Source organism: Pontibacter sp. 13R65 (assembly GCF_047525655.1).
In the GTDB taxonomy this organism is placed as follows: domain Bacteria; phylum Bacteroidota; class Bacteroidia; order Cytophagales; family Hymenobacteraceae; genus Pontibacter.
This window is the reverse complement of record NZ_JBLIQL010000011.1, coordinates 52147-75699: the sequence shown is the minus strand read 5'-3', so window position 1 is coordinate 75699 and position 23553 is coordinate 52147. Positions and strand designations below refer to the sequence as shown.

Sequence of the window (23553 nt, the reverse complement as noted above, 5' to 3'; positions counted from 1 at the left end):
GCAGTTATACAATCGATTTTTATATGAAGAATATACCGGAAGTGGATCAAATTTCTATTGAAAAGAATTATGATTCAGATTTTTGCGGCTCCATTCCGCTGCACCTGGTCAACCTGATACAGCCGCACGGCATGTTGCTTGTGCTTGAGAAAGAGGAGCTGACTATCATTCAGGTTAGCGAAAACGTCAGTGAATTTCTTGGTATGCAGGCGGAGGATTTGCTGGAGCACCCACTCTCACATTTTTTACCCGCCGCGCAGTTTGAGGACCTGACAGCTAAAATGAAGCAGCAAGGAAATCTGGACAAAATTTCATACAGCTTGTCTTTCAACAGCAGACCAGAGCAGGAGCCACTCACCGCTCTTTTGCACACAGGCCCTGAGTATGTGCTGATAGAGTTGGAGTATAATGAGACTGCTCCTGCCGACAATTCTTTCAGAGTCCTTTACCAGCAAATAAAATTTATTACATCGCTCCTCAAGCAAGCTGGCAGCGCCCAGCAGATTGCTCAGATTGCAGCCACTGAGATGAAACGTGTTTCAGGTTTCGACAGGGTATTAGTCTACCAGTTCGACCCAACCTGGAACGGCATTGTTATCGCGCAGGAAAAGGAGGCTAATATGGACGATTATATGGGGCTGCGGTTTCCGGCCTCCGATGTGCCTAAGCAAGCCCGCGACCTTTACTTCCGGAACCCTTATCGACTTATTCCAAATAAAGCATATACGCCGGTCCGGCTTATTCCTATCATCAACTCTTTAACACAGCGCTTTACCAACTTGTCAGATTGTAACCTTCGAAGCGTAGCATCAGTGCATCTGGAGTACCTGACCAACCTGGGCATAACAGCCTCCATGTCCTTACCAATTATCATAGATAATAAATTATGGGGCTTAATTTCTTGTCACCATAAAACGGCTAAAAATCCATCTTATGAGGTAAGGTCAGCGTTGGAATTGCTTTCAGATATTGTGGCGGCACAGCTTGCAGCCAAAGAGCGTGAGCGGGTAATCAGCAACAGGGCAGAGCTTCAACGTGTGCATGGCAAACTAATGGAACAACTTTACACCAATCAGGTTTTTGCCGAAGGCTTACTCTTAGGAGAAGTTAATATTCAGCACCTGCTCAGCCTGACTGGTGCTGCTGTAACGTTTGATGGCGGCACTTGGACCTATGGCAATACACCCGAAGCACAGGACTTACGGGAGCTGGTGTCGTGGCTAAGACGAAATAAAATCGATAAACTTTTCTCTACTGATTCACTGCCTAAAATTTATGTTCAGAGTAAAGAATACAAAGATGTGGTTAGCGGGCTGATTGTACTACCCATCAATGCAGAGCAGGGAGAGTATATTTTGGGTTTCAGATCAGAGGTGCTACAAACTGTTAAATGGGGTGGCGACCCTAATCAAGCTATTCAAATGGAGCCAGACGGCAAGACCTACCATCCCAGAAATTCATTTGCAACTTATCAGGAGACAGTGAAGTATACCTCGCTGCCATGGCTCACCGAAGAATTGGAGGTGGCTGAGACTTTGAGAAGCGCAGTGCTGGGAAAAATTATAAAAGACAAATTCTGATTTTTGTCTTTTAAGCCTTGTTCCCAGTTTTTCTAGTGCAAAATCCCTTACCCGTAGCAAGTATTGACTTGGGTAAGGTAAAGTCAGGTAGTATTTTTAATTTATATGAAGACTAAAGCTTCTCAGGAAAAAGAAATAGTACAGCCGACAGATCATTATCTGGTAGGCATAGGTGCCTCCGCCGGGGGATTGGAAGCGATCCATAAGTTGTTCGATCATTTCCCGAACAATTCTAGTTTTTCTTTTGTCATTATCCAGCACTTGTCGCCAGATCATAAAAGCCTGATGGCAGAGCTGCTTTCCAAGCACACCCAAATGCAGGTGCAGGAGGCGGAAGACAATATGCGCACGAAACCGAATTGTGTATACGTGTTGCCAAGCGGCAAGCAGCTTACTTTAAAAGGTGGGCGACTTCGCCTGGCAGACAAAACACGCACCAAAGAGCCCAACTTTGCCATCGACGTTTTTTACGAATCGCTTGCCAGAGACCGAGGTCGCTATGCCATTGGGGTTATTCTTTCAGGAACAGGCACGGATGGTACTAAAGGTGCCAAAGCCATAAAAGCGGCAGGCGGCATGGTGGTGGTGCAGGACCCTGGCTCCGCTAAGTTCGATGGCATGCCCCGAAGCGCCATAGATGCCGGCCTGGGCGATTTCGTGCTTTCTCCGGAGCAGATACCCGAAGAAATAATGGAGTACACACGCAAGGTGCCGTTGGTTAAATCGTTGGCGGAGCGCAATGCAGAAGAAGATGATGAGGCTACGCTGCAAGAAATACTGGAGTTGATATGCTCTCATACGCAAACTGATTTTAAGGAGTATAAGCAGGCGACTATCTTCCGCAGAATTCGTAAGCGGATGGATATGCTTAAGGTTAAGAGCATGCAGGATTACCTGACTTACCTGCACCAGAACCCTGCCGAAATAAAACAGCTTTGCCAGGAGTTCTTTATTAACGTGACCAGGTTTTTCCGCGATCAGGAAGCATTTGATATACTTGAAGAAGATGTTATACCCAACATTGTTGGTGCCAAACTAGAGGAGGAACAGGTAAAGGTATGGGTTACAGCCTGCAGCACCGGCGAGGAAGCGTATTCTCTGGCAATGCTTTTCAGAGAGTGTTACAGCAGAATGGGCCGCGAACCAGCTGTTAAGATATTTGCCACCGACATCGACACACAGGCTATTGCTCAGGCTTCTAAAGGCATTTATCCGGTTGCCATTGCCCAGGATGTGTCGCAGGAACGACTACAACGGTTCTTTATTCAAAAAGGAAATAAATACATTATAAGCGAAGACATCCGGAAGATGGTGGTGTTTGCGCAGCACGACCTGCAGAAGGACCCTCCCTTCAGTAAGATCGACCTGATTACCTGTCGTAACATGCTCATTTACCTGTCGACAGGACTACAGAAAAAAGTGTTGTCTATTTTTCCTTATGCCCTTAATTTAAATGGCTATCTGCTCCTCGGCCCAAGTGAGCACATAGGAGAAATGGAGAGCTTTTTTTCTGAGGAAAACCGTAAATGGAAACTCTACCAGAAAGTAAAGGATAACACCTTGGCCAAGCCAAGTTATGGCCCCTCCAACTACACGCCAGCTTACTCGACTACAGCGGCCTTAGGACTTCGCAATAATCAGATTAACCAGTACAACGACATGTTTATAGATGCCGTTTCAGAGGATCTGAAGGTAACTGGTTTGTACATAGATCAGAATTACCAACTATTGCATGGTATAGGAGATATAAACCAGTTCCTGAAGTTCCCTGGGAAGCGCCTTCACTTTAACCTGCTCAAGATGGTGCCAGAGGAATTGGCCGTTACGCTAAGTGTTGGCATCAGGAAGGCCATCAAGCAGAATCAGCAAATAGTGGCCCGGCAGGTAGTTATAAAGAGTGGCAAGCGCAGCCGGCAGGTGCGTGTAACCATTAAACCGGTTGCCGCAGAAAAAAATCTTCCTACCGTTATCCTGATTGTGCTACAGGAGGTGGGTTTGGTAAACCAGGAACAGAAAGTGGCCGAAAGAGCCATTGAACTGGAGACGGTTTCTGATAAAGAGCTGTATAAGCAGTTAGCCGTGCTGGAAGCAGAGCTGAAAGAGGCCCAGGAAAACCTGAACCTGACGGTACAGGACCTGAGTACGGCCAACGAAGAGCTTCAGTCGAGCAACGAGGAGCTCATGTCGTCTAACGAGGAGCTGCAAAGTTCTAACGAAGAAATGCAGTCGCTCAACGAGGAGCTGCACACGGTAAACTCAGAACACCAACTCAAAATAAAGGAACTTCAGGAGCTTAATGAAGACCTCGATAATTATATCAGAAGCTCTAATATCGGGCAGCTCTTTGTTGATCATCACCTGGTTATCCGAAAGTTTACACCAACAGTTAAGGATATCATTAATATCATAGAAACTGATATTGGCCGGCCCATTCACCACCTGTCTCATAAGCTTAAAGAAGCCAATTTATTGGAAGATATTACCCAGGTAAACAATACCTCTGTTGAGCTGGAGATGGAGCTGGAAACCAACGAGGGCAAATGCTTCCTGATCCGGATAATACCTTACCTGAAGCACGATGGTACCAGAGATGGTGTGGTCATTAGTTTTGTGGATGTGACTACATTAAAATCTCTTACCAATGTGGTGCAGGGTGTGCTGAATTCCTCGCTCAACAGCATTATGGCTTTTGTATCGGTAAGGAACGAGCAGAAGGAGGTAGTTGATTTCTCCTGGAACCTGCTGAACCGGCAGGCAGAAGAATTTGTAGGCAAACCACTCAGCCAACTGCAGAACCAGAACGTGCTGGCCGAGCTCCCTTTCCTGCAGAAAAGCGGACTGTTCAGGAAGTATGTGCATGTGGTGGAAACTGGCAAACCGCTGCACACCGAGCAAATGCTGGAGGTGAAAAATAAAAAGGTGTGGTACGAGATTGCCGCTGTTAAAATGGGCGATGGCTTAACCGTGACCATGGCCGATATAACAGAGAAAAAGAACAGCGAAGATAAAATCTTGCTCGCCTATGACGAACTGAAAAAAGCGGAGGAAAATCTTATAAAACTCAACAATGAGCTAGAGAAAAGAGTGGCTAATCGAACCAAAGAGCTTGCTGCCAGCGAAGAGCGATTTAGGTTGGTTTCTATGGCTACGAACGATGTTGTATGGGATTGGAATCTGGTAACCAATGAGCTTTGGTGGAGCGAAAGCCTTTCCAAGGTGTTAGGTTACGAGCGGGAGCAAATGGAAAAAGGAATTAACAGCTGGTTCGATAAAGTTCACCCCGACGACAAGTCCCGTATGATGAAGGGATTAAACGGAGCCATTAACAAAGGCAAGGACCAATGGGCTGATGAATACCGTATCTCTCGCTCAGATGGTACTTATGCCTATGTTTCGAACAGGGCTTATATTTTGCACAACGAATATAAAGTGCCTTACCGGGTTCTTGGTTCTTTTATAGACCTCTCGGACCTTAAGGCCACGCAGGAGAAGCTGGAAGATACGAATGAGCACTTGCTGAAAGTGAACGACGATCTGGATACCTTTGTGTACACAGCCTCTCACGATCTAAAAGCGCCGGTGGCAAATATAGAAGGTTTGCTACTGCTGCTGGAAGAACAGGTGGAAGAGGCGGGACCGCTGCCAGGTGAGCCTACCCAGCCACTGTTCAATATGATTAAGGATTCTATTTCTCGTTTTAAAAACGTGATCAAGGACCTGACCGATATTGCCAAAGTACAGCGCGATGTGGATGGTGCCGCAGAGGTGGTGGACTTACAAGAGGTTATTAACAATGTGAAGCTTACTGTAAACGATTTGCTCGATAAAGAGCAGGCTACTTTGCACATTGATATAGAGGAGGCTTCTAAAATAAATTTCTCTAAAAAGAACATGTACAGCATTTTGTACAACCTGGTTAGTAATGCAGTGAAGTACAGTGCCCCGGAGCGTAAACCCGAAATTTTTCTTAAAACGGAAAAGGTGGATGGGCACGTGCTGCTAACAGTAAAAGACAACGGCTTAGGAATTAGTGAGGATAACCTGACGAAAATGTTCACCCTCTTTAAGCGTTTTCACTCACATGTAGATGGCACCGGCATGGGGCTGTACATCGTAAAACGCATGATAGACAATGCCGGCGGCAGAATAGAAGTCGAAAGTGAAGAAGGAAAAGGAACGGAGTTTAAGTTGTATTTTAGACGAGATAAAACGGCCTAAATAACAAAAAAGGAGCTGGTAATATTCCTGCTCCTTTTTTTCTTCCCCTCTCATCGACCGGCAAAATGGCGGAGACTATAGGTAAAGGTGAGCATGAAGTAGCGCTGCAAAATATTGCTCTGAACATCTTCTACATACAACTCCGTTACATTCCGCCTGATATTATTGTTCTGGTTCAGTACATCATTTACGCTCAGGCTTATTTCTCCCTGTTCTTCCTCAAAAAGTTTTTTGCTGATGCTCATATTCCAGAGAGCAAAATTATTGTCGTAGCCAGCTGCTAGTCCTTTGTTTACCTGATGGCTCAGCTCGGTGCGGTAGACCAGGCCTTTCAGGAAAATCCAGTTGAGGCGTGCGCTGGTGCCCTGATTAAAGTAATTGTTGTTATTGCCTGGTAGCAGGGTATTTTCAACTACATTAAAGTTAGAGCGGGTCGAAATATTAAAATCGATTTCCTCACTTATATTACTGCTCACCGATACGCCCAATCTGAAATTTGTTGCATTCGAAATATTTACCTCGTTGTTGATTAAACCTGGTCGACGTGAATGTCCAACGGCACCGTTGAAACTAAGCTTAGACTGAATAAGATGCACCGGGAAACCATAGTTGAAATAGGTTCTAAGATCCCAGTTAGCTTGCTGCAGGTTAACAGGCCGCGTAAGCTGCGATCCTTTTTCCAGCACTACCTCGTCACTTAGTCTGATTGGAGCCTCTGCCACCATGGTACTATTCGTGATGCTGTTGTTCGTAACAGATCCACGCACACCCATGTAGAAAACCTTATTAGAGGCGTTGTCGAAATTTCTGTAGCGGATGTTAACCCTGTTTTGGTAAGACTGCCGCAGGTTTGGGTTACCGGCCCGCAGGTGCAGCGGGTTCGACTGATCAATCACGTCCTGCAGCTGGCTCAGGGAGGGAGCATTGGTATTGGTGCGGTAATCTATTCTGATGTTTTTAGTTTTAGAAAAACGGTATTCCAGCTCTGCTGATGGCAACACGCTATGGAAAGTACGACTCATGTCATAAGGAGCCGGAAAACGCTGGTTGTTTTGCAGATCTGCCCGCTGGTACTCTGTTTCTACCTGAAGTCGGAGCTTTTTAATATTGTATTGATAGCCCAGCTCTACTTCCTGCGTCAGGTAATCGCTGCGGAAAGAGTTGCTGAGTAGGGTGTCCAGCAGGGTGTAATCTCCGGTAATCTCTGCATGGTTGTAGGTTAATCTTTCGGAGTCGTCGGTGCGGTTGCTTAGCTTGTATTCGAGCTGCATGCGGGCACTATCGCCAACAGGTTCGGTATATGAAAAATTAGCTTCCCAGGAGTAGCCAGTTCCCTGGTTGTTGCGGAACTGATTTAGCTGCTCGGCTCTTTCTTCGCCTGAGTAAAAAATATTGTCTGCCAGGCGGTTACTTTCGCCGTTGTTGCTGTTAAACTGGTTGTTGAGGCTAGTGCCAAAGGTGCGACCTGGCTTGCTGAATTTGTGGCGGTAATGCAGGTCGCTCTCCAGGTTCACACTGTTGCTGGTGCCGAAAGAATTGTTTTCCGACTGATTAATGGCGCCAAAGTTATTTACGGTACGGCCAAAAAAGTACGATTGGTTGTTTCCTTTGTTTATAGTAAAGTTTGGTTTAAATAGTATTTCATTGTTCTCATCCATCTTATATTTCATGCGCATTCTGAACCGCTGGTTGAGCTGCTCGTTATCGCTGTTGCTGTTCTCTGAATAAAGGCGGCCTGTGGTGTCGCTTGTAATAAAATTCTGGCGCCTGAGCTGTTGCTGCCCTACCTGCCGGTGATCTAGTGTGTAATTGCCACTGAGCTCAAGTTTATCCGTCCACTCATCGCTAAAGTTTATGCCGATTCTGCTGGTGGTAATAATTCCGTTCGCATCGCCTCTTCGCCCTCTCATGCCACCACCGGGTGTTTCGCCAATAGAGTAGTCAGACATGTTGATGTTGTTGCGAATGCCTGTTACGGTTATGCGCCTGTCGTTATCGAAAAAGTTAACGCTGGCCCCGAGCATGTGCCGGTTGTCGGAGCCATAGCCGGCAGACGCTTGTCCAAAAGTACCTTTCCGGCGATCAGGCTTGGTAACGATATTGATAGTTTTAGCCCGGTTCCCATCGTCGAAGCCACTGAACTCCGCTTGGTCGCTCTTTTTATCAAAAACCTGGATGTTCTGGATGATTTCGGCTGGCAGGTTGCGAAGCGCAGCGTCAACGTCGCCTTCAAAGAAGCGTTTCCCGTCTACCAGTATCTCCATCACATCTTCGCCTTGTGCCTTAATCTTGCCGTCCTCTATGGTAATACCAGGCATTTTCTGCACGAGATCTTCGGCACTGGCATTCGGATTGGTTTTAAAGGCAGCCGCATTAAACTGCGTGGTATCGCCCATTTGCTCGCCTAGCGCCACATGGCCCACCACCACGACTTCCCGCATGGTAGTGGACTCTTCCTGCAGTATAAGTTTGCCCAGGTTTATGGCTGCCTGCTCCACCTTTAGAGCCTTGGAAAATGGCTTAAACCCAATGTAGTTTATTTTAATGGTGTATTGCCCGGCCGTTAAATTTTCGAAACGAAATTTGCCATCTATATCAGTAGCAGACGCAGCGGGAGTCGTTTCTGTTCCTGTGTCGGTGTCTTTGTAAAGCAGTACACTTGCGCCTGGCAACGATAAAGAGTCCTGCCCGCTGTGCACGGTTCCCTGCACCACCTGACCCTGCGCATAAGTTTGTAAGGTGGCTAGCAGCAGGAGTATAAGAGACAGTACAAAAATTGACACTGGCTGCTTTATGGCGGAAATTTTTATCTGGATATGGAGCATCAGGCTTAAAATATAGGAGTGGGCAAGAACTAATTCTTATGGAAGATAAAAATATAAACCTGCCTATATAAGGGCTCGTATTCCAACATGGATTTATGCTGGCTGAACTGGGAGAAACCTGTGCTGAAGCAGAAAGAAGATTTGCTAAAAAAGGGGAGGAGCAGACAGAATGATGAGGGGCAGCAACCCAAGTCACTTGTTATAGAAGGTGTAAAAGCTATTTGTCGAGCCAGGCCTTGAAGAGCGGAGTTCTCTCGCTGCTGATAATGACTTCCATGTCGAGAGCAGGCTGCAGTTCAAGCTTTAGCCTGCCTTTAAAGTAAGGATGTATCTCTACAGCCGAATCGATGTGCGTAATGAGTTGGCGGTTTACCCTGAAAAAGTACTGCGGGTCGAGCATCAGGTTCAGGTCGTCGAGCGAATAGTCAAGAGGGTATTTATGACCATCGTGGGTAACCAGCAGGTTTAGTTTCTGGTCGGCGTAGATGTAAGCGATTTCGGTAGTTTTTATGGCTCTGATCCGGTTGCCAGCCTTTACCAGAAACCTCGATTTATAGGTGTTGTTATCCGCTCTTAGCAGCTTCACAATCTCTTCGATATGGAGCTGTGGAGCAGGCTCCTGAAAAGATTCCTGCAGGTTCTTTAGTTTATCGAGGCTTTGGGCAAGCTTTTCGTACTGCACGGGTTTAAGCAGGTAATCGATGCTGTGCACCTGAAAAGCCCGGATGGCGTATTGGTCGTAGGCGGTGGTGAAGATAACGGGGCTCTGCACTTTTACCTGCTGAAAAATTTCAAAGCTCAAGCCATCGTCGAGGTGGATGTCTACAAGCAGCAGGTCAGGGGATGGATTTGCCTGCAGCCACTCCACAGCATCTTCAACAGAGGTAAGGGTGGTCAGAACCTGTATCTGGTTATCGTAGGTCAGCAGCATTTTGGAAAGCTTTTCTGCTGCTAAAGATTCGTCTTCTAATATTACTACTTTCATAGTGGCTCGCTATCAGATGTAAGATAATAGATTTCGGTAATTTTTTCGTCTCTATTTGTATCAACAGGGCTTAACCAGCTGGTCGTACCCTTAGGCCGATTTACCTCGAAAAGGCTCCGAAAGGCCAATTTTATTAGCAGAATTTGCTCCATGTAAATTTTAGATTTACTTCTCCAGGTCGTCCCATTCCAGCAAGGGCAATTTTACGGTAAATAGTTGCTCATTCTGCTCCACCTTTACCGCCCGCTCAGAAAAATATTCGAACCTTTTGCGGATGTTCTCAAGCCCTATCTTTTTCAGGTTAGAAGGTTCTTTCAGCTTTGGCTGGAAGGTGTTTTGAACCACCAGCCAGTCTTCGTTTTCTATAAAAATAGAAATGCTGAGCGGTTTAGATACAGTTGCTTTATTATGTTTAATAGCATTTTCTACGAGCATCTGCACCGACAGGGGAGGCAGGTAAAATGTTTTGGAAGCAGGGGGTGCAGTAACCGAAATTCTCAGCTGCCTGTTCAGCCGCCGCTGAAACAGAAAAGAGTAAGCATGTATAAAGTTCAGCTCCGTTTCCAGCTCCACCAGCTCTTCGTCGCGGTGTTGCAGCACATAGCGATACACATCCGAAAACTTATCCAAGAACTGATGCGCATCTTCCGGGTCTTTATCGATGAGGGAGGAGAGCACGTTGAGGTTGTTAAACAGAAAGTGCGGATCGATGTGCGTTTTTAGCGATTCAAACTGGGTACGCAGGTTCTCTTCCCGAAGCTTCTCCGTTTGAATAAAGGCCTCTTTCCAGCGAGCCATAAAATACAATCCGAAGTTCAACGAAAACACTGGAATGATAAAAAGCAAGCCATACAGATTCAGCACCAGCACCTGCTCCAGTACCGGGGCCATGCCCAGCAACAAGGTTTTGAGCAGAAAATAGGCGGCATTAATACAGGCAAGTGAGTAGAGTACGCTGCCCAAAAGCTGAATGAAAAATCGCCGAAGAGGTTGCTGGGTCCAGGGGAAGCTGAGGTCCAGCCAATTATGAATGGCACGGTTGCCGATCCAGAGCAGTGCCAGTACTACCACAATCCAAAGTAGTGCGGCCACATACTCCAGCCCTTCTCCCAGCGTGGCAACCAGAATCAGCAGCACGAGGGCCAGCACCGATCCCCAGATTACACCAGTATGAATGCGGCTGCCTATTGCTGTACTTTTTTTCATGGAGGTTATTTAATTTCTTTTACCGCCTAAGTTGTTTTGTTCTGCTTTAGAAACTCTCCTGTTCTACCTGCATGCCCTAATACAGCACAATCCGGTTTACGATGTTCCAGGGGAGGTATTTGTACTCTCCTTGTTGCGGCCAGATGAGCAAGCCCCAGTTTTTTTCGGATACATCGCTCCGATCGCCTAAAAGGAGTTTTTCGCCACTTCGCAGGACCACCGTCGATTGCTTGCTGTTTATAGGAGAAATTTCTTTGATAAACCGGAAGGGAACCATGCGTAGGGCTCCGGCTCTGTCCCAGCCGTCAAGCGTTTCCAGGTCTAGGCGTTCGTCTAAGTCAAATACAAAAGAGCCTCTCCATACTTTTTTTTCGGCTACAAAAATACTGCCTTTCAGGGTTTGAGGCACAGGAAAAGCGGTATAGCCAAAGTTTTCACCTTCTTCGGGGTAGGGAGCAAAAGTGGCCTCTTTAAAATCGCGCCAACGCACTACTACCTGCCCCCAATCTGGGTGGCGCACCACAATGCCCTGGTTTTTGCTGCTTACGTTGCTAGTGCCCCGCATGTATATTTCACGACCCGAGGTTAATGTGAGGAGTGCTCCTTCGTCTTTTGGCCGAATAGACTGCACGTCCCTGAATCGTACTTTCAGATTTTTGCCTTCCTCATCTTTGCCATCTACGAAGTTGGCACTATGCGATTCGTCCATGTCCCATTGCAGCAGGCCGGTGTAGGAGGAGCCGCTGCGGGTGGCGATAGTGCCATAAAGCGGCGTGGTAGTAAGGTGAGGCAACTGCGAAGGGGTAGGTAAAAACCGAATCTGGGCAATTTTATCCCACTCCACGCGTACCTTCTCTTTTTGTGCATTGTACAGGCTAATACCTTTGCCGAGCTGGTTGCGGTACTCCGGGTCGTCGTTCATGTATATATTGAACTTTTCTCCGTTCTTGAATATAACCACAGCCTCTTTTTCGCCTTTTACTCTTAGCTTGGCTATGTCGCCAAAACGGCAACGGAAAGTGTGTTTGCGGGAGGGGTATTGGTTTTTCCAGAGGTTCATAAACCCCCAGTCCATTTTTTTCTGCGTTTCCTCTTTGCTCAGTTTTTCGAGCTGTTCGTTGTTGAGGTACTTCAGTACAGGGTTATCTTTTTTTTCTGCCGTAAGCAGGTCCACCCACATGGTTTGGCCGGCGCTCCATAAGATCTGTCCTTTCAGGCGTTCGTTGTTGGTTAAAGTCACTTCGCCATACAGAAAGCCTTCGTGCTGCGCAGTAGCTGGCAGAAGGGCCGTTGCCAGGAGCAAAAACAGAAGGAAAATATATTTCAGGGTGATGTGCTTCATTTACCAAAGCCATAAAAGTGCGAAATTTTGGGCACACCACCAACCAGATGCGGTTAAAGCCGGACCTGGCACCACTCAACCAAGATATTGAATGGCTGAAACAGGTCCAAAAGAAGTACAACCAGAGGAGCAAGACGTTTTAAAATGCTTAAAATATGTATGATATCGTCTAAAACTCAAAATATCAAGTGCTAAAGGTCAGCGCTGTTATATAGAGGGCAGCGCGCGTAGAGGTACTATCTACAGGTAAATTAGTTTATAAATTACCTAGTAAGCTGTTATCCTGAATTATACTAACGAAAACAGCCTTCCGGGGATATTTTAGTGCAAAATATTATCGGGGCTATTTCCTTTAAAACCGTGTTTTGGGCAAAGTACCCAAATAAAACAGCCTTTGTTGAAATTAACTGCTGCTGGTTTACGTTACCTATATAAATAAATTATGTGTAGCTTTGTCTAAAGCCATTCGCTTACTGCTTTAAAAGTTTGTAAGTTCTGAACGACCTTCATCAGACCTCCTTCACTTTTTCTATTTCTAAAGGCTTTACAGATCTAAATAGTGCAGCGCAAGTTGCTGCTGATAGGTTCGGTAACTTGTTATTTGCATAAAGGTGTTTTGGCACTCGCTTTTGTGCCTAAAAATCACTTATGACTCAAAAATTGAAATTTACCAATTTAAACAAATCTGCTTTTTTTGCTACACTGCGCTTTAGAGTAGAAGCTTACTTTGTAGAAAACAATATAAGCCGACATGCTAACAAGGCCATGTGGACGAAAATCATCTTCTTTCTGTCAGGCTTTTTAACTTTTTACCTGCTCCTGCTCTCTAACCAATTCGGAGTTTGGGCAATGGCGGGCCTGGCTGCTCTGTTAGGAGCTTTCAGTGCCTTTATCGGCTTTAATATTTGTCACGATGCCATACATGGCTCTTTGTCTAAAAACAAGCGGGTGAACAAAGTATTTAGCCTGTTATTTAATTTTATAGGAGCAAACCCATACGTGTGGAGCATTTCGCACAACGTGGTGCACCATTCTTATACCAATATTCCGGGCCACGACGAAGACATTGAAATTGCTCCGGGCTTGGTGCGTATTTCGGTGGAGGAGGACGTAAATAAGCTGCAACGGTTCCAACATTACTATGCTTTTCTATTGTATGGTCTTGCCTCGCTCTCGTGGGTACTGCGTAAAGACTTCCTGAAGTTTTTCCAGAAGAAGATTGGCCAGCACCCTAATACCAAGCATCCGCGGAAAGAGTATTTTAATCTGTTCTTTTTTAAGGCTGTTTACTATTTCCTGTTTATTGTACTGCCTCTGCTGGTGCTGGACATTACCTGGTGGCAATTCGTGATTGGGTTCTTGTGGATGCACTTTGTAGAAGGTTTGGTGATGGGGCTGGTGTTTCAGCTGGCGCACGTGGTAGAGGGTACTTCTTTTCCACAACCCAATGCAGACGGAAACCTGGAAGAGGCTTGGGCAGAGCATCAATTGCTAACCACAGCTAATTTTTCTCCTAAAAGTAAACTGGCGGCCTTTCTTTGTGGCGGCCTGAACCGACAGATTGAGCACCACCTTTTCCCGAAAATATGCCATATCCATTATCCGGCTATTTCGGTGATAGTGAAAGAGGTGGCGGAAGATTTTAACTTAACATACCTGGAGAGCCCTTCTTTTTTCTCCGCTTTGAAATCGCATTACCGCCTCCTGAAAAAGCTTGGCAAAGACGCCTATAATCTGGAAAAATCAGGGCCGGCGCAACATATACCCAATACGGCTGTGCCGTCAGTCTGATAGCTTAATGGCTTAGAGAACCAAGCTCGTAGCGACCAAACCTAAAAATCCGGATGTGCAGAAACAGTGCAGACTGAAAGCACAAGGATTATAATTATTCTAATGAAAAAGCCTTCCGGAGCTAAAAAAGTAAATACCTTGATGAGGATGGCTGACTCAAAAGCTACCTATACTGCAAGTCAGCCTACTTTATTTATAACCTGAAAGCACTTTAAACGAAAGTGCCCTACTAAACCTTAACCCGTTACTATGGCAAGATCACAGAACAGCTTCATGAAGAAGCAATTACAAAAGAAAAAGCAGAAGAAAAAAGAAGACAAAGAACAACGCAAACAAGAGCGGCAGGAAAATGCCACCAGCGGAAAACTGGAAGACATGATTGCTTACGTCGACGAGTTTGGCGTTATAACTTCTACGCCGCCTGAAGAAAGGAAACAAGACGATTCGGAGGAGGAAGCATCTGAAGAAAAACCTTAACCCAGCAAAATAGTGCCTGCCGGCCATGGCAAAGTATCTGCAAGAGGCCAGCTGTCTAATTATTTTTACATACTAATAAAGAATAAGCCGCTGAACATAAGTTTGAGCGGCTTTCTTTTTATATGCCTCTCCTGCAATGCCTTTACTAAAATGTAGGCTTGCCATTCTAGCCATATTTTTTTAAGTTTAACTATACTCACTCAGACCTACAGCCTATGGAGCTTCAAGTAAATGGTGTTAGCCGTAGTATCAAAACATTAGAAGATACAAGTCTGCTGCAGGCTCTGCGGGAGGAACTAGACCTGACAGGCAGTAAGTATGGCTGCGGCGAAGGCCAGTGCGGTGCCTGTACCGTGCTGCTTAATGGTGTAGCGGTTCGGTCTTGCCGGATACCAGTAAAAAGCGCCGAGAACAAGCAGGTAATTACCATTGAGGGGCTGGAGCAGAACGGGAAGTTGCACCCGGTGCAGGAGGCCTTTCTGAAGGTTGATGTTTTTCAGTGCGGGTATTGTGCACCCGGCATGATTATGTCGGCAGTGGGGCTATTGCAACAGAATGCGAACCCGACCGAAGAGCAGATAATTGGGGCTATGAATGGCAACATCTGCCGCTGTGGCACCTACCCCCGCATTGTCAGAGCCATACAAGAAGCCGCCAAGGCATAAGCAGAAAAAACATGAACCACGATACAGCAGCACCTCAGCCACAGCGTTCCGAAACCGACCCTCAGGACCAGTTTAAGCAAAGCCGGCGTAACTTCCTGAAGCTACTGGGAGGCGGCATAGCCGTAAGCTTTGTGCTGCAGGATGCTTTTGCCTTTCTTCCGGATGCCGAAGAGGTTACGTCGCCCCTAGTGGTAAATCCAGAGCAGGTAGGAGGCTGGCTGCACATCGGCAAAGACAATGTAGTTACTGTTTACACCGGCAAAGTAGAAGTTGGCCAGAACATACGCACCTCGCTCGCGCAGGTAGTGGCAGAGGAGTTGCGGGTGTCGGTACATTCTATTAACATGGTGATGGGCGATACAGACCTGGTGCCTTACGATGCCGGCACGTTCGGCAGCCGCAGTACTCCTGTTATGGGGCCTCAGCTCCGGAGAGCTGCCGCCACTGCACGTGGTATGCTGCTGGAGCTAGCTGCGCAGGAGTGGAAGGTAGAAAAAAGTACACTTAGGTTAGCAGATGGTCATGTTCTCAATACCGCTAGTAATAAAAGACTTAGCTACGGGCAGCTCGCCAAAGGCACCAAACTTCTTCAGGCCGTTGCCAACGATGCTGCCTTAACGCCCACTGAGCAATGGACTATTGCCGGAACCTCGGTACCAAAGGTGAATGGCCGCGATATTATTACAGGCAGGCACACCTACGTGTCAGATATGAAACTGCCCGGCATGCTACATGCCAAAATACTAAGGCCACCTGCCTTTGGAGCTACTCTGGCCAGTGTAGAACTGGCAGCTGCCAGAGCTGTACCCGGGGTGGTGGTGGTACACGAGGGTAATTTTGTGGGAGTTGCCGCTCCTGATCGTGCTGCTGCCAACAAAGCTCTCGCCGCTATAAAACCTGCCTGGCATACTACCTCACAACCCTCCCGCTCCGAAATTTTTGATTTCTTAAAAAAGAATGCCTCCACGCCCCGTTCAGGAGGAAGGGGAAGTTCTAAGAAAGGTAGCTTAGAAACAGGCATGGCGGCGGCAGCTAAAACACTCCGTTCCACTTACCACATCGACTACATTGCGCATGCTCCTATGGAGCCGCGTGCTGCTGTGGCCCAATGGGAAAACGATAAACTAACCCTCTGGACCGGAACACAGCGGCCATTTGGCGTGCAGGACGACCTGGCAAAGGAGTTTAAAATAGACAAATCGCAAGTGCGTGTTATTATGCCAGACACTGGTTCTGCCTATGGCGGCAAGCATTCCGGCGAGGCAGCACTGGAGGCAGCCCGTTTGGCTAAAGCAGCGCAGAAATCTGTAAAACTAACCTGGACCCGTGAAGAAGAATTTACCTGGGCATATTTTCGTCCGGCCGGTGTAATTGAAGTAAAAAGCGGCGTGAAAGTTGATGGTACCCTTACTGCCTGGGAATTTCATAATTATAATTCCGGGCCTTCCGGTATAGAAACACCCTACGAGGTGCCCCACCAGCAAATTCAATATCATCCTGTAGATTCGCCCCTGAAGCAGGGCTCTTATCGTGGTCTGGCTTCCACGGCCAATATTTTTGCGATCGAGTCGCAGATGGACGACCTCGCCAGTCTTGTGAACATGGACCCGCTGGCTTTCCGGCTCAAGAACCTCCAGGAACCACGCCTCCGTGCCGTTTTTGAGGCTGCAGCCAAGGCCTTTGGCTGGGCTAAGACCAAGCCTGGCAAAAATCGCGGCTATGGCATAGGAGGAGGCACAGAAAAAGGTGGTTTTACAGCTACCTGTGCCGAAGTAGCTATAAATCCTAAAACCGGCGATGTGAAGGTGCTGCGCCTGACAACTGCTTTCGAATGTGGTGCTATCATTAATCCCGAGCATCTCGATAACCAGATTTTAGGCGCTATTGTACAGGGCCTGGGAGGCGCTCTTTTTGAAGCAGTAGATTTTAAGGATGGTAAAATACTGAACCCGCTGTTCGGGCAGTACCGTGTTGCCCGGTTTAAAGATATGCCTGCCATGGAAATTGTACAGCTCAACCGTAAAGATCTGCCTTCGGCGGGTGCCGGAGAAGCACCTATTGTAGGAGTAGCCCCTGCCATTCGGAATGCTATTGCCGCTGCCGCTGGCGTTCGGTTAAAAACCCTGCCGCTTGTACCTAAAGGCTTGCAGGTGGCAAAGAGTTAAACTCTATTTTGCCTCTGGAGGACTGTTTTCATTAGAAGAATTGGTGAGGCTGTGCTACGCCTAATTGAAATAAGATTATGTAGGATTTGGCAGAGAAGCCTAAGTGCCGGGGAGAATGCCCTTGGTCTTATATTGCTGCAAAAGCCTCTGGAAGGCTATTTTTATTAGAAAAATTGGTGTGTGCCTATGTCCTGTTCAAAAGCATTGCTTACAACCACAATGCTCATCTAGCCAATCATGCAAATTGCCCTTGCTGTTCCTGCTTATCTTGTTCAGAAATAAGTTCTACTTTCGCTGTAAGCTGTAGGTAACCCGCAGGTCAATAAACTCAGCAACCTGACGGTGCGCCAGCAGGTTAAAGCCAAATCCGAAATTGTGGTTTAAGCTGTAATGAATTCCCCAGCGATGGTAAATGCGGTCGAAGTAGGGTGACTGGTCAAAGGCATAAACCCCTAACCGCTGACTGAAAAGAAACTGGCCAAGAATAAACTCATGACCTGCCATAATACCTGCCTTGATAGGGCTAGCGTTTATGCTATCGTTTGCCAACCTCGCTTTTAGTTCTGCATCGTAGTAGAGTTCAGCTCCTAAGGTAAGGTTGCTTAATCTGCCTACCTGCTTTGCCCCCTGTAGAGCCAGGCCCAGCATCGGGAAGCGCTCGCGGTTACCCTCTGCATCGTATCCTCTTCGTGCTATACCAAAGGCAGTAAGATCCCAACGAGGTGGGGTTCCTCTCCAGTATTTTTCGGTGGTGCGGGGCTGTGTGTAGTAAGTCCTTGATATGGGCTGGTAGCTTATGGCTACGCCTGCTGTGGGCCAGTTTATGCCTTTGTTAGGTTTGCTGAGACCTCCGTTAGAGATATGCTGATAATTAACCGAAGGATTTAGCCACCAATGCTCCCCTAACTGAAACCAAGCCCCCACACCTAACAATAAGTATGCGTTTAAATTGGTGCTGTACGACTGATTTGCCGGATTTGTAGCTTCATTGTGCGGGTTGTTTAAGTAACTGAATCCTGCCGACCCTTTAAATGAGAAAAATGCCTTGCCTGTAAGTTTATAAGTTGGCTCCAAAAAATAGGCTGCCGAAAAGCCTTTCCCCAGAATAGCATTATCGAAGTTATAGTAGTTGAGTAGTAACCCGTTGCGGGGAAAGCAATGGCATAGGTTCCAGGTATCGGGGTCGTTGCGTTGCCAGCTCAAAATGAGTTCGGTTCCAAAAGGGTTTGCACCTTGTGTATTTTGAACATCCTGAGAATGTGCAAATATGAACCCGTATTGGGTACCCAAGCCCACTGAAAATATACTCGGTAGCCTCCCATTTTCCTGGGTAGTATCAGTAGGTTCTGTCTGAGCAGAGGCTTTGGTTAAGGTAAAGATGAAAGTTAACAGGATCAGGTATGTTCTGTAATAGCTACAGAAGATTGAGAGGCCTCCTTTAGGAGAGTAAACACTAGCAAAAATCAGAAAACATACCAGGAATGCAAACAGAATCATAAGCCTTTAACTAGGTTTTGATACGGTAAAAATAGTGTTTACTAAGAACCTGAGCTTTTGATTTAGTTATTTTAGATTTTCTTTTAAGCCTATAGCTTCAGAAAGGTGCCAGCTTTAACTGAGGCAGCCTGCAGATGCCGAAGTCATAAATGCTGCAAATATGAGGCTGTTGCCAGAAAGGACCCTGTGATAGGCATAGCTGCCACAGCACGAGATGCATAAGTTGGCTTTGAAGTTCTAGCTACTAACCTCGAAATATGTTCTGCTTGGTAAGTTTACAACTTCTAAGTGTTTGTAAGTAGTAAAAGAATGCCTGCAAGTATTATTACATTTAAAAACAAATAATTATTATTAACGTAATTTTAATTGCATTTAAATAATTTTGTTTTTAAATTTTATGCTAATTGAGATAAAGCGAAGAAAAATGGTAACCATGCCATAAAACGATACTCAATCAGAGCCCCCTGCTGCCCCAAGATATTGATTTTGAAAAACGCTTAGAAGTAATTTGAAATTCTCAATAGTGCCCACAGCGCGTAAATGCCATTGTTCAACTTCAGATACCTGAAGAATAGATGGTTGCTCCCCAGTGTATTGATTTGCTTCCTGCTCACTTCATTAGGCTCCCCTTAATTTAAGTCACCTGCTATGTTAGTTTTATAAACCATAATTGAGGAATCATGGCTATAGAAATCCTTATCAACAATTCATTAAACTCAAGTGCCAATTTTATTTCTTGGAGCCCTGCTCCATGTCGTATTCGTGAGACGAACCCACCCGGTGGTACAACCCCTATTGCAGTTACCTTAAGAAACAGAACAACTACCAGTGGAGGTCAGATAGTTTTTTTACCCAGTATAACTGGCCCTGAACAGAACCAATTGCAGCTGAATTTGCCGGCTGATGGAAGCCCCGTTGAATTTTTTATTGCAGGGATGTTCGGAAGGCCCAGCGTAGCTAACAGAGACGCCATTATCCGGGTGGTGAACTCAGCAGGAAATACAGTAGGAGAGAAGCAACTCATGGTTCGCATCCGGAAAAATGCCAATAATTTGACAACCGGGGAACGAGACCGGTTTCTAAACGCCTTTGCCACCTTAAATAACCGCGGCATGGGGCGATTTAGAGATTTTAGGAACATGCACCTGTCCAACACAGAACAGGAGGGGCACCGGAATGTAGGTTTTCTTCCATGGCACAGAGCTTATCTGCTGGACCTGGAGAGAGAGTTACAACTGATCGATCCTAGTGTATCGTTGCCTTACTGGAAGTTTGACGCGCCAGCACCCAGGGTTTTTAGCAGAGAGTTTATGGGCACTACTGGATCGAATGGGCGTGTGGTTTTTAACTCCTCAAATCCCTTATCCGTTTGGGCTACTGACGGAGTGGTTGGCATTAACCGAAGTCCCCGGTTTAATACCTCTACTTCTGCGGCTCCTGTCATGACGGAGGTAAACACCATGAGACTTGGCACCAACTATGACCAATTCGATAACATGGAGACAAACCCGCATGGCTCAGCGCATACAAGTTTTAATGGCTATATCAGGGAAATTGGAGAGGCTGCCAGAGATCCTTTGTTCTTTATGCTGCACACCAACGCTGACCGTTTGTGGGCCAAGTGGCAATGGGCAAATAACCGGTTTAATTCATCAGCTTCTGCTACTTATCCCTTCTCCGGAAGCGCAGGAACCAGCGGAGCTACCAGGGTAGGGCATAACCTGCGTGACACCATGTGGCCCTGGAACCAAATTACAGCCTCACCGCGTCCGCCTGCAGCGCCTGGTGGTAATTTCCCATCATCTTCTCTAGTGAGTGCTCCCTCCCGAATGCCAATCGTTGGAGAAATGATTGATTTTCAGGGGAAATTAAATTCTACGTCCAAACTTGGGTTTGATTATGATGATGTTCCATTTGAGTTTGCTCCAGCAACTTAATTTCTAAACGATATGATAAACAAATCAGAGTACCGCAGAGAATACGAAGAACTTCTTAAAAGATCTGATGAGCAACAAAATGTTGCTAGCAGAATACTTGATCCTTCCACAAGTGTGGCAGAGAAAAAGACTGTAGTAAGTGGAGCAGCCTCTGTACGGGCAACCAGCGAGGTTGACCGACTGCTTAGTGTAGTCCGCGATAGGAAGGAGACTGGCGTTACAAGGGCAATGGCTCTGCAGAAGTTAGATATTGAGGTAAGTAACAGGGAAGACATCATTAATGAGGTTCTCGCTATTTTAGGCGACAAGAAAGAGCCTGTAGAACTCAGAAGGACCGCTTTAACGGTGCTTCAGCAAGCCAGCTTCAGTTCGGCCATTTTTATAACTAAAAGACCAGACTATTTTAATGTGCTTCGATCCATCATAGATGACAAAGACAAACAACTACGCTTCGACGCGCTGGAAACCTTAGCAGCCCATAAGGATGAATATGCGCAGAGACGTTTGCTGGATGGCTTAAAAGCTCCGGCAAAGGCATTGGTAGCACCAGAGAAAGCAATCCAGTTATTGGGGTATGATGTGCATGCCGAACTATTTACGACTCTGAGAGACATAGCCGAAAATTCTTCTCATTTGGAAAGCAAAGTAGAGGCTGTTCGCATTTTAGGCGCTGACCCTGAGTCAAAAGAGCTGTTGCAGAAAATGTTCCGGAATAAAAGTGAGAACAAGGAGGTTAGAGCAACTTGTGCGGTAGCTGTTCAGGCCATAGATCCGGAGGACTTTAGTACCTCTGCGAAGCAGACCGTTATGGATGAAGCAGAAGATAGCGATATCAGGGCTATCTGTTTAAATGCACTTGCTTTAGATGGAGAAATAGCCGATCGAAGGAAAAATGCCCCTAATGAGCGTTCGGCAATGGTTTCTGCCGTTGACACCAGTTTTGATGCCTACGTTCAGCAATTACAGGAGAAAGCTGCTTCAAAAGAGCTTGGAAAGGCTGCTACACAGTATCTACGGAACATGGATCTAAAGAAGAATGTCGACAAAAACTAGTTACCTGTCATCTATGGTAACGCGTACAGATGTAAAAGCATGGGCCGCAGGCATTACCAGAAATATCTCCGAAGATGAGATAGCAGAACTTATTGATGCTATAAAGGCATGCCCCGGCCATAAAGGAGCCCTGGTTGATTTGTTGCCGGAGCAAGCGCCGCTTTATGCTGGGAGAAGTGCCAATGAAGTAATGCGCATCAGGGGGTATATTCTGGCTGCATTCGAGCGTGTGGGTTTACACGATTTAGCTATCCCTTTTGTTTTAGAAGAGCTTGAAAGCGGAAGAGATGCCTATCTGGTAGCAGGTGCTGCAAAAGCAATCAGGGGCCTTCGCTCTCCTACCGCACAGGTGGTGCCTTATTTGTTTAAAGCTATTCAAAATATAAAATACGTAGACGATGCTCTAACCTTTGATTCTTATAAACCGCAATGGCCGTTAAAGCATTATACCACTGCCTTACAGGAAATTTTCCTAACATTTGCTTGGCTCGGTGCCTATGCCAGGCAGGCAGTTGACCAGCTAGAAACACTACATAAAGATGAATTTGCAGATTTTAGTAGCTCCACCAGGCGGGAAATAAGAAAGGCCATCGAACAGATTCAGGCAGACTCTAGAACCGTAAGTTTAGACTGCTGCAAGCTGCCCCTGGAGAACGTTATGGTGCCTGATCGTGCCCTGCAAAATTCTAACTACAGTAAAATGAAGCAGGTTGAACTGCAGGACCAGGACGGGAGTTACTTGACTTATAACCAGTTCTTTTGCGACAAGCCCACTATATTGGCGTTTTTCTATACCAGGTGCAGTAACCCCAATAAATGCTCTGCCACTATCACAAAACTAGCACACCTGCAAAAGTCGCTGCAGAATCAGGGGCTGGTTTCACAAATTAAGATTGCAGCCATAACCTACGATCCGGCCTTCGATCTGCCCCCGAGGTTAAAGGGGTACGGTGAAAACCGCGGCTTTAGCTTTGGGGAGGAAAATTGCTTATTCCGGGTCACTTCTGGTTTTGAGGATTTACAGGGATTCCTGGCCTTAGGGGTAAACTTTATAGGCTCGCTGGTTAACAAACACCGGATAGAACTTTTTGTGCTGGATAAGGATGGGAAGGTGGCTTATGCCTTTACAAGATTGCAATGGGATGTGGAGGAAGTTGTGGAACAGGCAAAACAACTAGTTTTACAGGAGAAAGCCGATCGAAAAGCCGAGGATAAACAGGTATTCCGTGGTAAAGCCGTGCTGAGCAGTTTTCAGGCTGTAGTAGTTCCAATGCTGGTAGCTCTTTTTCCTAAATGTCCTTACTGCTGGGCAGCATATATGAGTGTGTTTGGTGTTGCGGGCATTCAGGCCATTCCCTACAAACCTGAGTTATTATTTGTGCTAATTCTTGTAATGTTGGCAAACCTCTGGTGGATGTATAAGCTCGCTCTGAAACGAAATGGCCTTCTGCCTTTTTATTTATGTTGCATAGGTGCCCTTTGTGTTGTAGGAGGTTTTTATGCTGATTTCAGGATGATGCTCTTTATGGGTTTGGCGCTAAGTGTTGCAGGTACGATGTTAAATAATCTTCCGTTTGCTACTTATGCTAAAATACAGTACGTGTTCGGCAGCAAGTACAGGCGCATACTGAAATCACGCAGCATATAGTGCAGATAGCGGTTGCGTTGGGACCTCAGGCCTTTCAGACACTTAGCTTGATTCGATGAGTATGATTTTTTAACCTGGAGGCGCCAGGAAGGGGTAATAAAAACTTTAATTACTCCTTCCTGGCGCCTCCAGGTTACCATGTGAAATTAATGTACCTTCTGAAG

Annotated in this window: 14 protein-coding genes; 9 read left to right on the top strand and 5 right to left on the bottom strand. The window is 46.3% G+C overall.

Annotation, left to right across the window (positions count from 1 at the left end; translation table 11 throughout):
• The first annotated feature begins 23 nt into the window (after positions 1-23).
• Complete coding sequence (locus ACMA1I_RS14210; protein ID WP_337069046.1) at positions 24-1580, top strand: GAF domain-containing protein; 1557 nt, start codon at positions 24-26, stop codon at positions 1578-1580.
• 105 nt (positions 1581-1685) lie between these two features.
• Entirely contained in the window at positions 1686-5798 is a 4113-nt protein-coding gene (locus tag ACMA1I_RS14205; protein WP_337069045.1) for a chemotaxis protein CheB, read from the top strand.
• A 50-nt stretch (positions 5799-5848) separates the two neighbouring features.
• Here ACMA1I_RS14205 and ACMA1I_RS14200 read toward each other — a convergent pair whose 3' ends face one another.
• The 4 genes from ACMA1I_RS14200 to ACMA1I_RS14185 all read right to left on the bottom strand — a co-directional run bounded on the left by ACMA1I_RS14200 (position 5849) and on the right by ACMA1I_RS14185 (position 12156).
• On the bottom strand, positions 5849-8623 hold the full coding sequence (locus tag ACMA1I_RS14200) for a TonB-dependent receptor (protein ID WP_337069044.1): 2775 nt from the start codon (positions 8621-8623) through the stop codon (positions 5849-5851).
• Between the two features lie 217 nt (positions 8624-8840).
• The gene (locus ACMA1I_RS14195; protein ID WP_337069043.1) at positions 8841-9608 is read right to left on the bottom strand and encodes a LytTR family DNA-binding domain-containing protein; all 768 of its coding nucleotides are present in this window, start codon (positions 9606-9608) and stop codon (positions 8841-8843) included.
• Positions 9609-9773: 165 nt separating this feature from the next.
• Complete coding sequence (locus ACMA1I_RS14190) at positions 9774-10814, bottom strand: sensor histidine kinase (protein WP_337069042.1); 1041 nt, start codon at positions 10812-10814, stop codon at positions 9774-9776.
• 76 nt (positions 10815-10890) lie between these two features.
• A complete protein-coding gene (locus tag ACMA1I_RS14185) occupies positions 10891-12156 on the bottom strand; it encodes a hypothetical protein (protein WP_337069040.1) in 1266 nt (421 codons plus the stop codon).
• A 648-nt stretch (positions 12157-12804) separates the two neighbouring features.
• On the opposite strand from ACMA1I_RS14185, the gene ACMA1I_RS14180 reads away from it, so the two are divergent.
• The 4 genes from ACMA1I_RS14180 (at position 12805) to ACMA1I_RS14165 (ending at position 17254) form a co-directional block, all read left to right on the top strand.
• Positions 12805-13947: an acyl-CoA desaturase gene (locus ACMA1I_RS14180; protein WP_337069039.1), complete on the top strand. Its 1143-nt coding sequence runs from the start codon at positions 12805-12807 to the stop codon at positions 13945-13947.
• A gap of 273 nt (positions 13948-14220) precedes the next feature.
• Entirely contained in the window at positions 14221-14424 is a 204-nt protein-coding gene (locus ACMA1I_RS14175) for a cold-shock protein (RefSeq protein ID WP_414703918.1), read from the top strand.
• A gap of 215 nt (positions 14425-14639) precedes the next feature.
• Entirely contained in the window at positions 14640-15089 is a 450-nt protein-coding gene (locus ACMA1I_RS14170) for a (2Fe-2S)-binding protein (protein ID WP_337069037.1), read from the top strand.
• Positions 15090-15100: 11 nt separating this feature from the next.
• The gene (locus tag ACMA1I_RS14165; protein WP_337069036.1) at positions 15101-17254 is read left to right on the top strand and encodes a xanthine dehydrogenase family protein molybdopterin-binding subunit; all 2154 of its coding nucleotides are present in this window, start codon (positions 15101-15103) and stop codon (positions 17252-17254) included.
• A gap of 285 nt (positions 17255-17539) precedes the next feature.
• Here the strand turns inward: ACMA1I_RS14165 and ACMA1I_RS14160 are convergent, their stop codons facing one another.
• Complete coding sequence (locus ACMA1I_RS14160; RefSeq protein WP_337069035.1) at positions 17540-18751, bottom strand: acyloxyacyl hydrolase; 1212 nt, start codon at positions 18749-18751, stop codon at positions 17540-17542.
• A 680-nt stretch (positions 18752-19431) separates the two neighbouring features.
• Between ACMA1I_RS14160 and ACMA1I_RS14155 the strand changes: the two genes are divergently transcribed.
• The 3 genes from ACMA1I_RS14155 to ACMA1I_RS14145 are packed head-to-tail and all read left to right on the top strand — an operon-like array spanning position 19432 to position 23389.
• Positions 19432-20688 carry a tyrosinase family protein gene (locus tag ACMA1I_RS14155; protein WP_337069034.1) on the top strand — a complete coding sequence of 419 codons (1257 nt, stop codon included), beginning with the start codon at positions 19432-19434 and terminating at the stop codon, positions 20686-20688.
• Positions 20689-20700: 12 nt separating this feature from the next.
• Positions 20701-21741: a hypothetical protein gene (locus tag ACMA1I_RS14150; protein WP_337069033.1), complete on the top strand. Its 1041-nt coding sequence runs from the start codon at positions 20701-20703 to the stop codon at positions 21739-21741.
• Entirely contained in the window at positions 21725-23389 is a 1665-nt protein-coding gene (locus ACMA1I_RS14145; protein ID WP_337069032.1) for an SCO family protein, read from the top strand. The genes ACMA1I_RS14150 and ACMA1I_RS14145 overlap by 17 nt, the downstream gene beginning before the upstream one ends.
• The last annotated feature ends 164 nt before the right edge of the window (positions 23390-23553 follow it).

Excerpts from the sequence above, each read along its gene's own strand:
- ACMA1I_RS14210 (WP_337069046.1), top strand. The coding sequence starts at position 24 with ATGAAGAATATACCGGAAGTGGATCAAATTTCTATTGAAAAGAATTAT.
- ACMA1I_RS14170 (WP_337069037.1), top strand. The coding sequence starts at position 14,640 with ATGGAGCTTCAAGTAAATGGTGTTAGCCGTAGTATCAAAACATTAGAA.
- ACMA1I_RS14145 (WP_337069032.1), top strand. The coding sequence starts at position 21,725 with ATGTCGACAAAAACTAGTTACCTGTCATCTATGGTAACGCGTACAGAT.
- ACMA1I_RS14200 (WP_337069044.1), bottom strand. The coding sequence starts at position 8,623 with ATGCTCCATATCCAGATAAAAATTTCCGCCATAAAGCAGCCAGTGTCA.
- ACMA1I_RS14165 (WP_337069036.1), top strand. The coding sequence starts at position 15,101 with ATGAACCACGATACAGCAGCACCTCAGCCACAGCGTTCCGAAACCGAC.
- ACMA1I_RS14190 (WP_337069042.1), bottom strand. The coding sequence starts at position 10,814 with ATGAAAAAAAGTACAGCAATAGGCAGCCGCATTCATACTGGTGTAATC.
- ACMA1I_RS14150 (WP_337069033.1), top strand. The coding sequence starts at position 20,701 with ATGATAAACAAATCAGAGTACCGCAGAGAATACGAAGAACTTCTTAAA.
- ACMA1I_RS14175 (WP_414703918.1), top strand. The coding sequence starts at position 14,221 with ATGAAGAAGCAATTACAAAAGAAAAAGCAGAAGAAAAAAGAAGACAAA.
- ACMA1I_RS14205 (WP_337069045.1), top strand. The coding sequence starts at position 1,686 with ATGAAGACTAAAGCTTCTCAGGAAAAAGAAATAGTACAGCCGACAGAT.
- ACMA1I_RS14195 (WP_337069043.1), bottom strand. The coding sequence starts at position 9,608 with ATGAAAGTAGTAATATTAGAAGACGAATCTTTAGCAGCAGAAAAGCTT.
- ACMA1I_RS14155 (WP_337069034.1), top strand. The coding sequence starts at position 19,432 with ATGGCTATAGAAATCCTTATCAACAATTCATTAAACTCAAGTGCCAAT.
- ACMA1I_RS14180 (WP_337069039.1), top strand. The coding sequence starts at position 12,805 with ATGACTCAAAAATTGAAATTTACCAATTTAAACAAATCTGCTTTTTTT.
- ACMA1I_RS14185 (WP_337069040.1), bottom strand. The coding sequence starts at position 12,156 with ATGAAGCACATCACCCTGAAATATATTTTCCTTCTGTTTTTGCTCCTG.
- ACMA1I_RS14160 (WP_337069035.1), bottom strand. The coding sequence starts at position 18,751 with ATGATTCTGTTTGCATTCCTGGTATGTTTTCTGATTTTTGCTAGTGTT.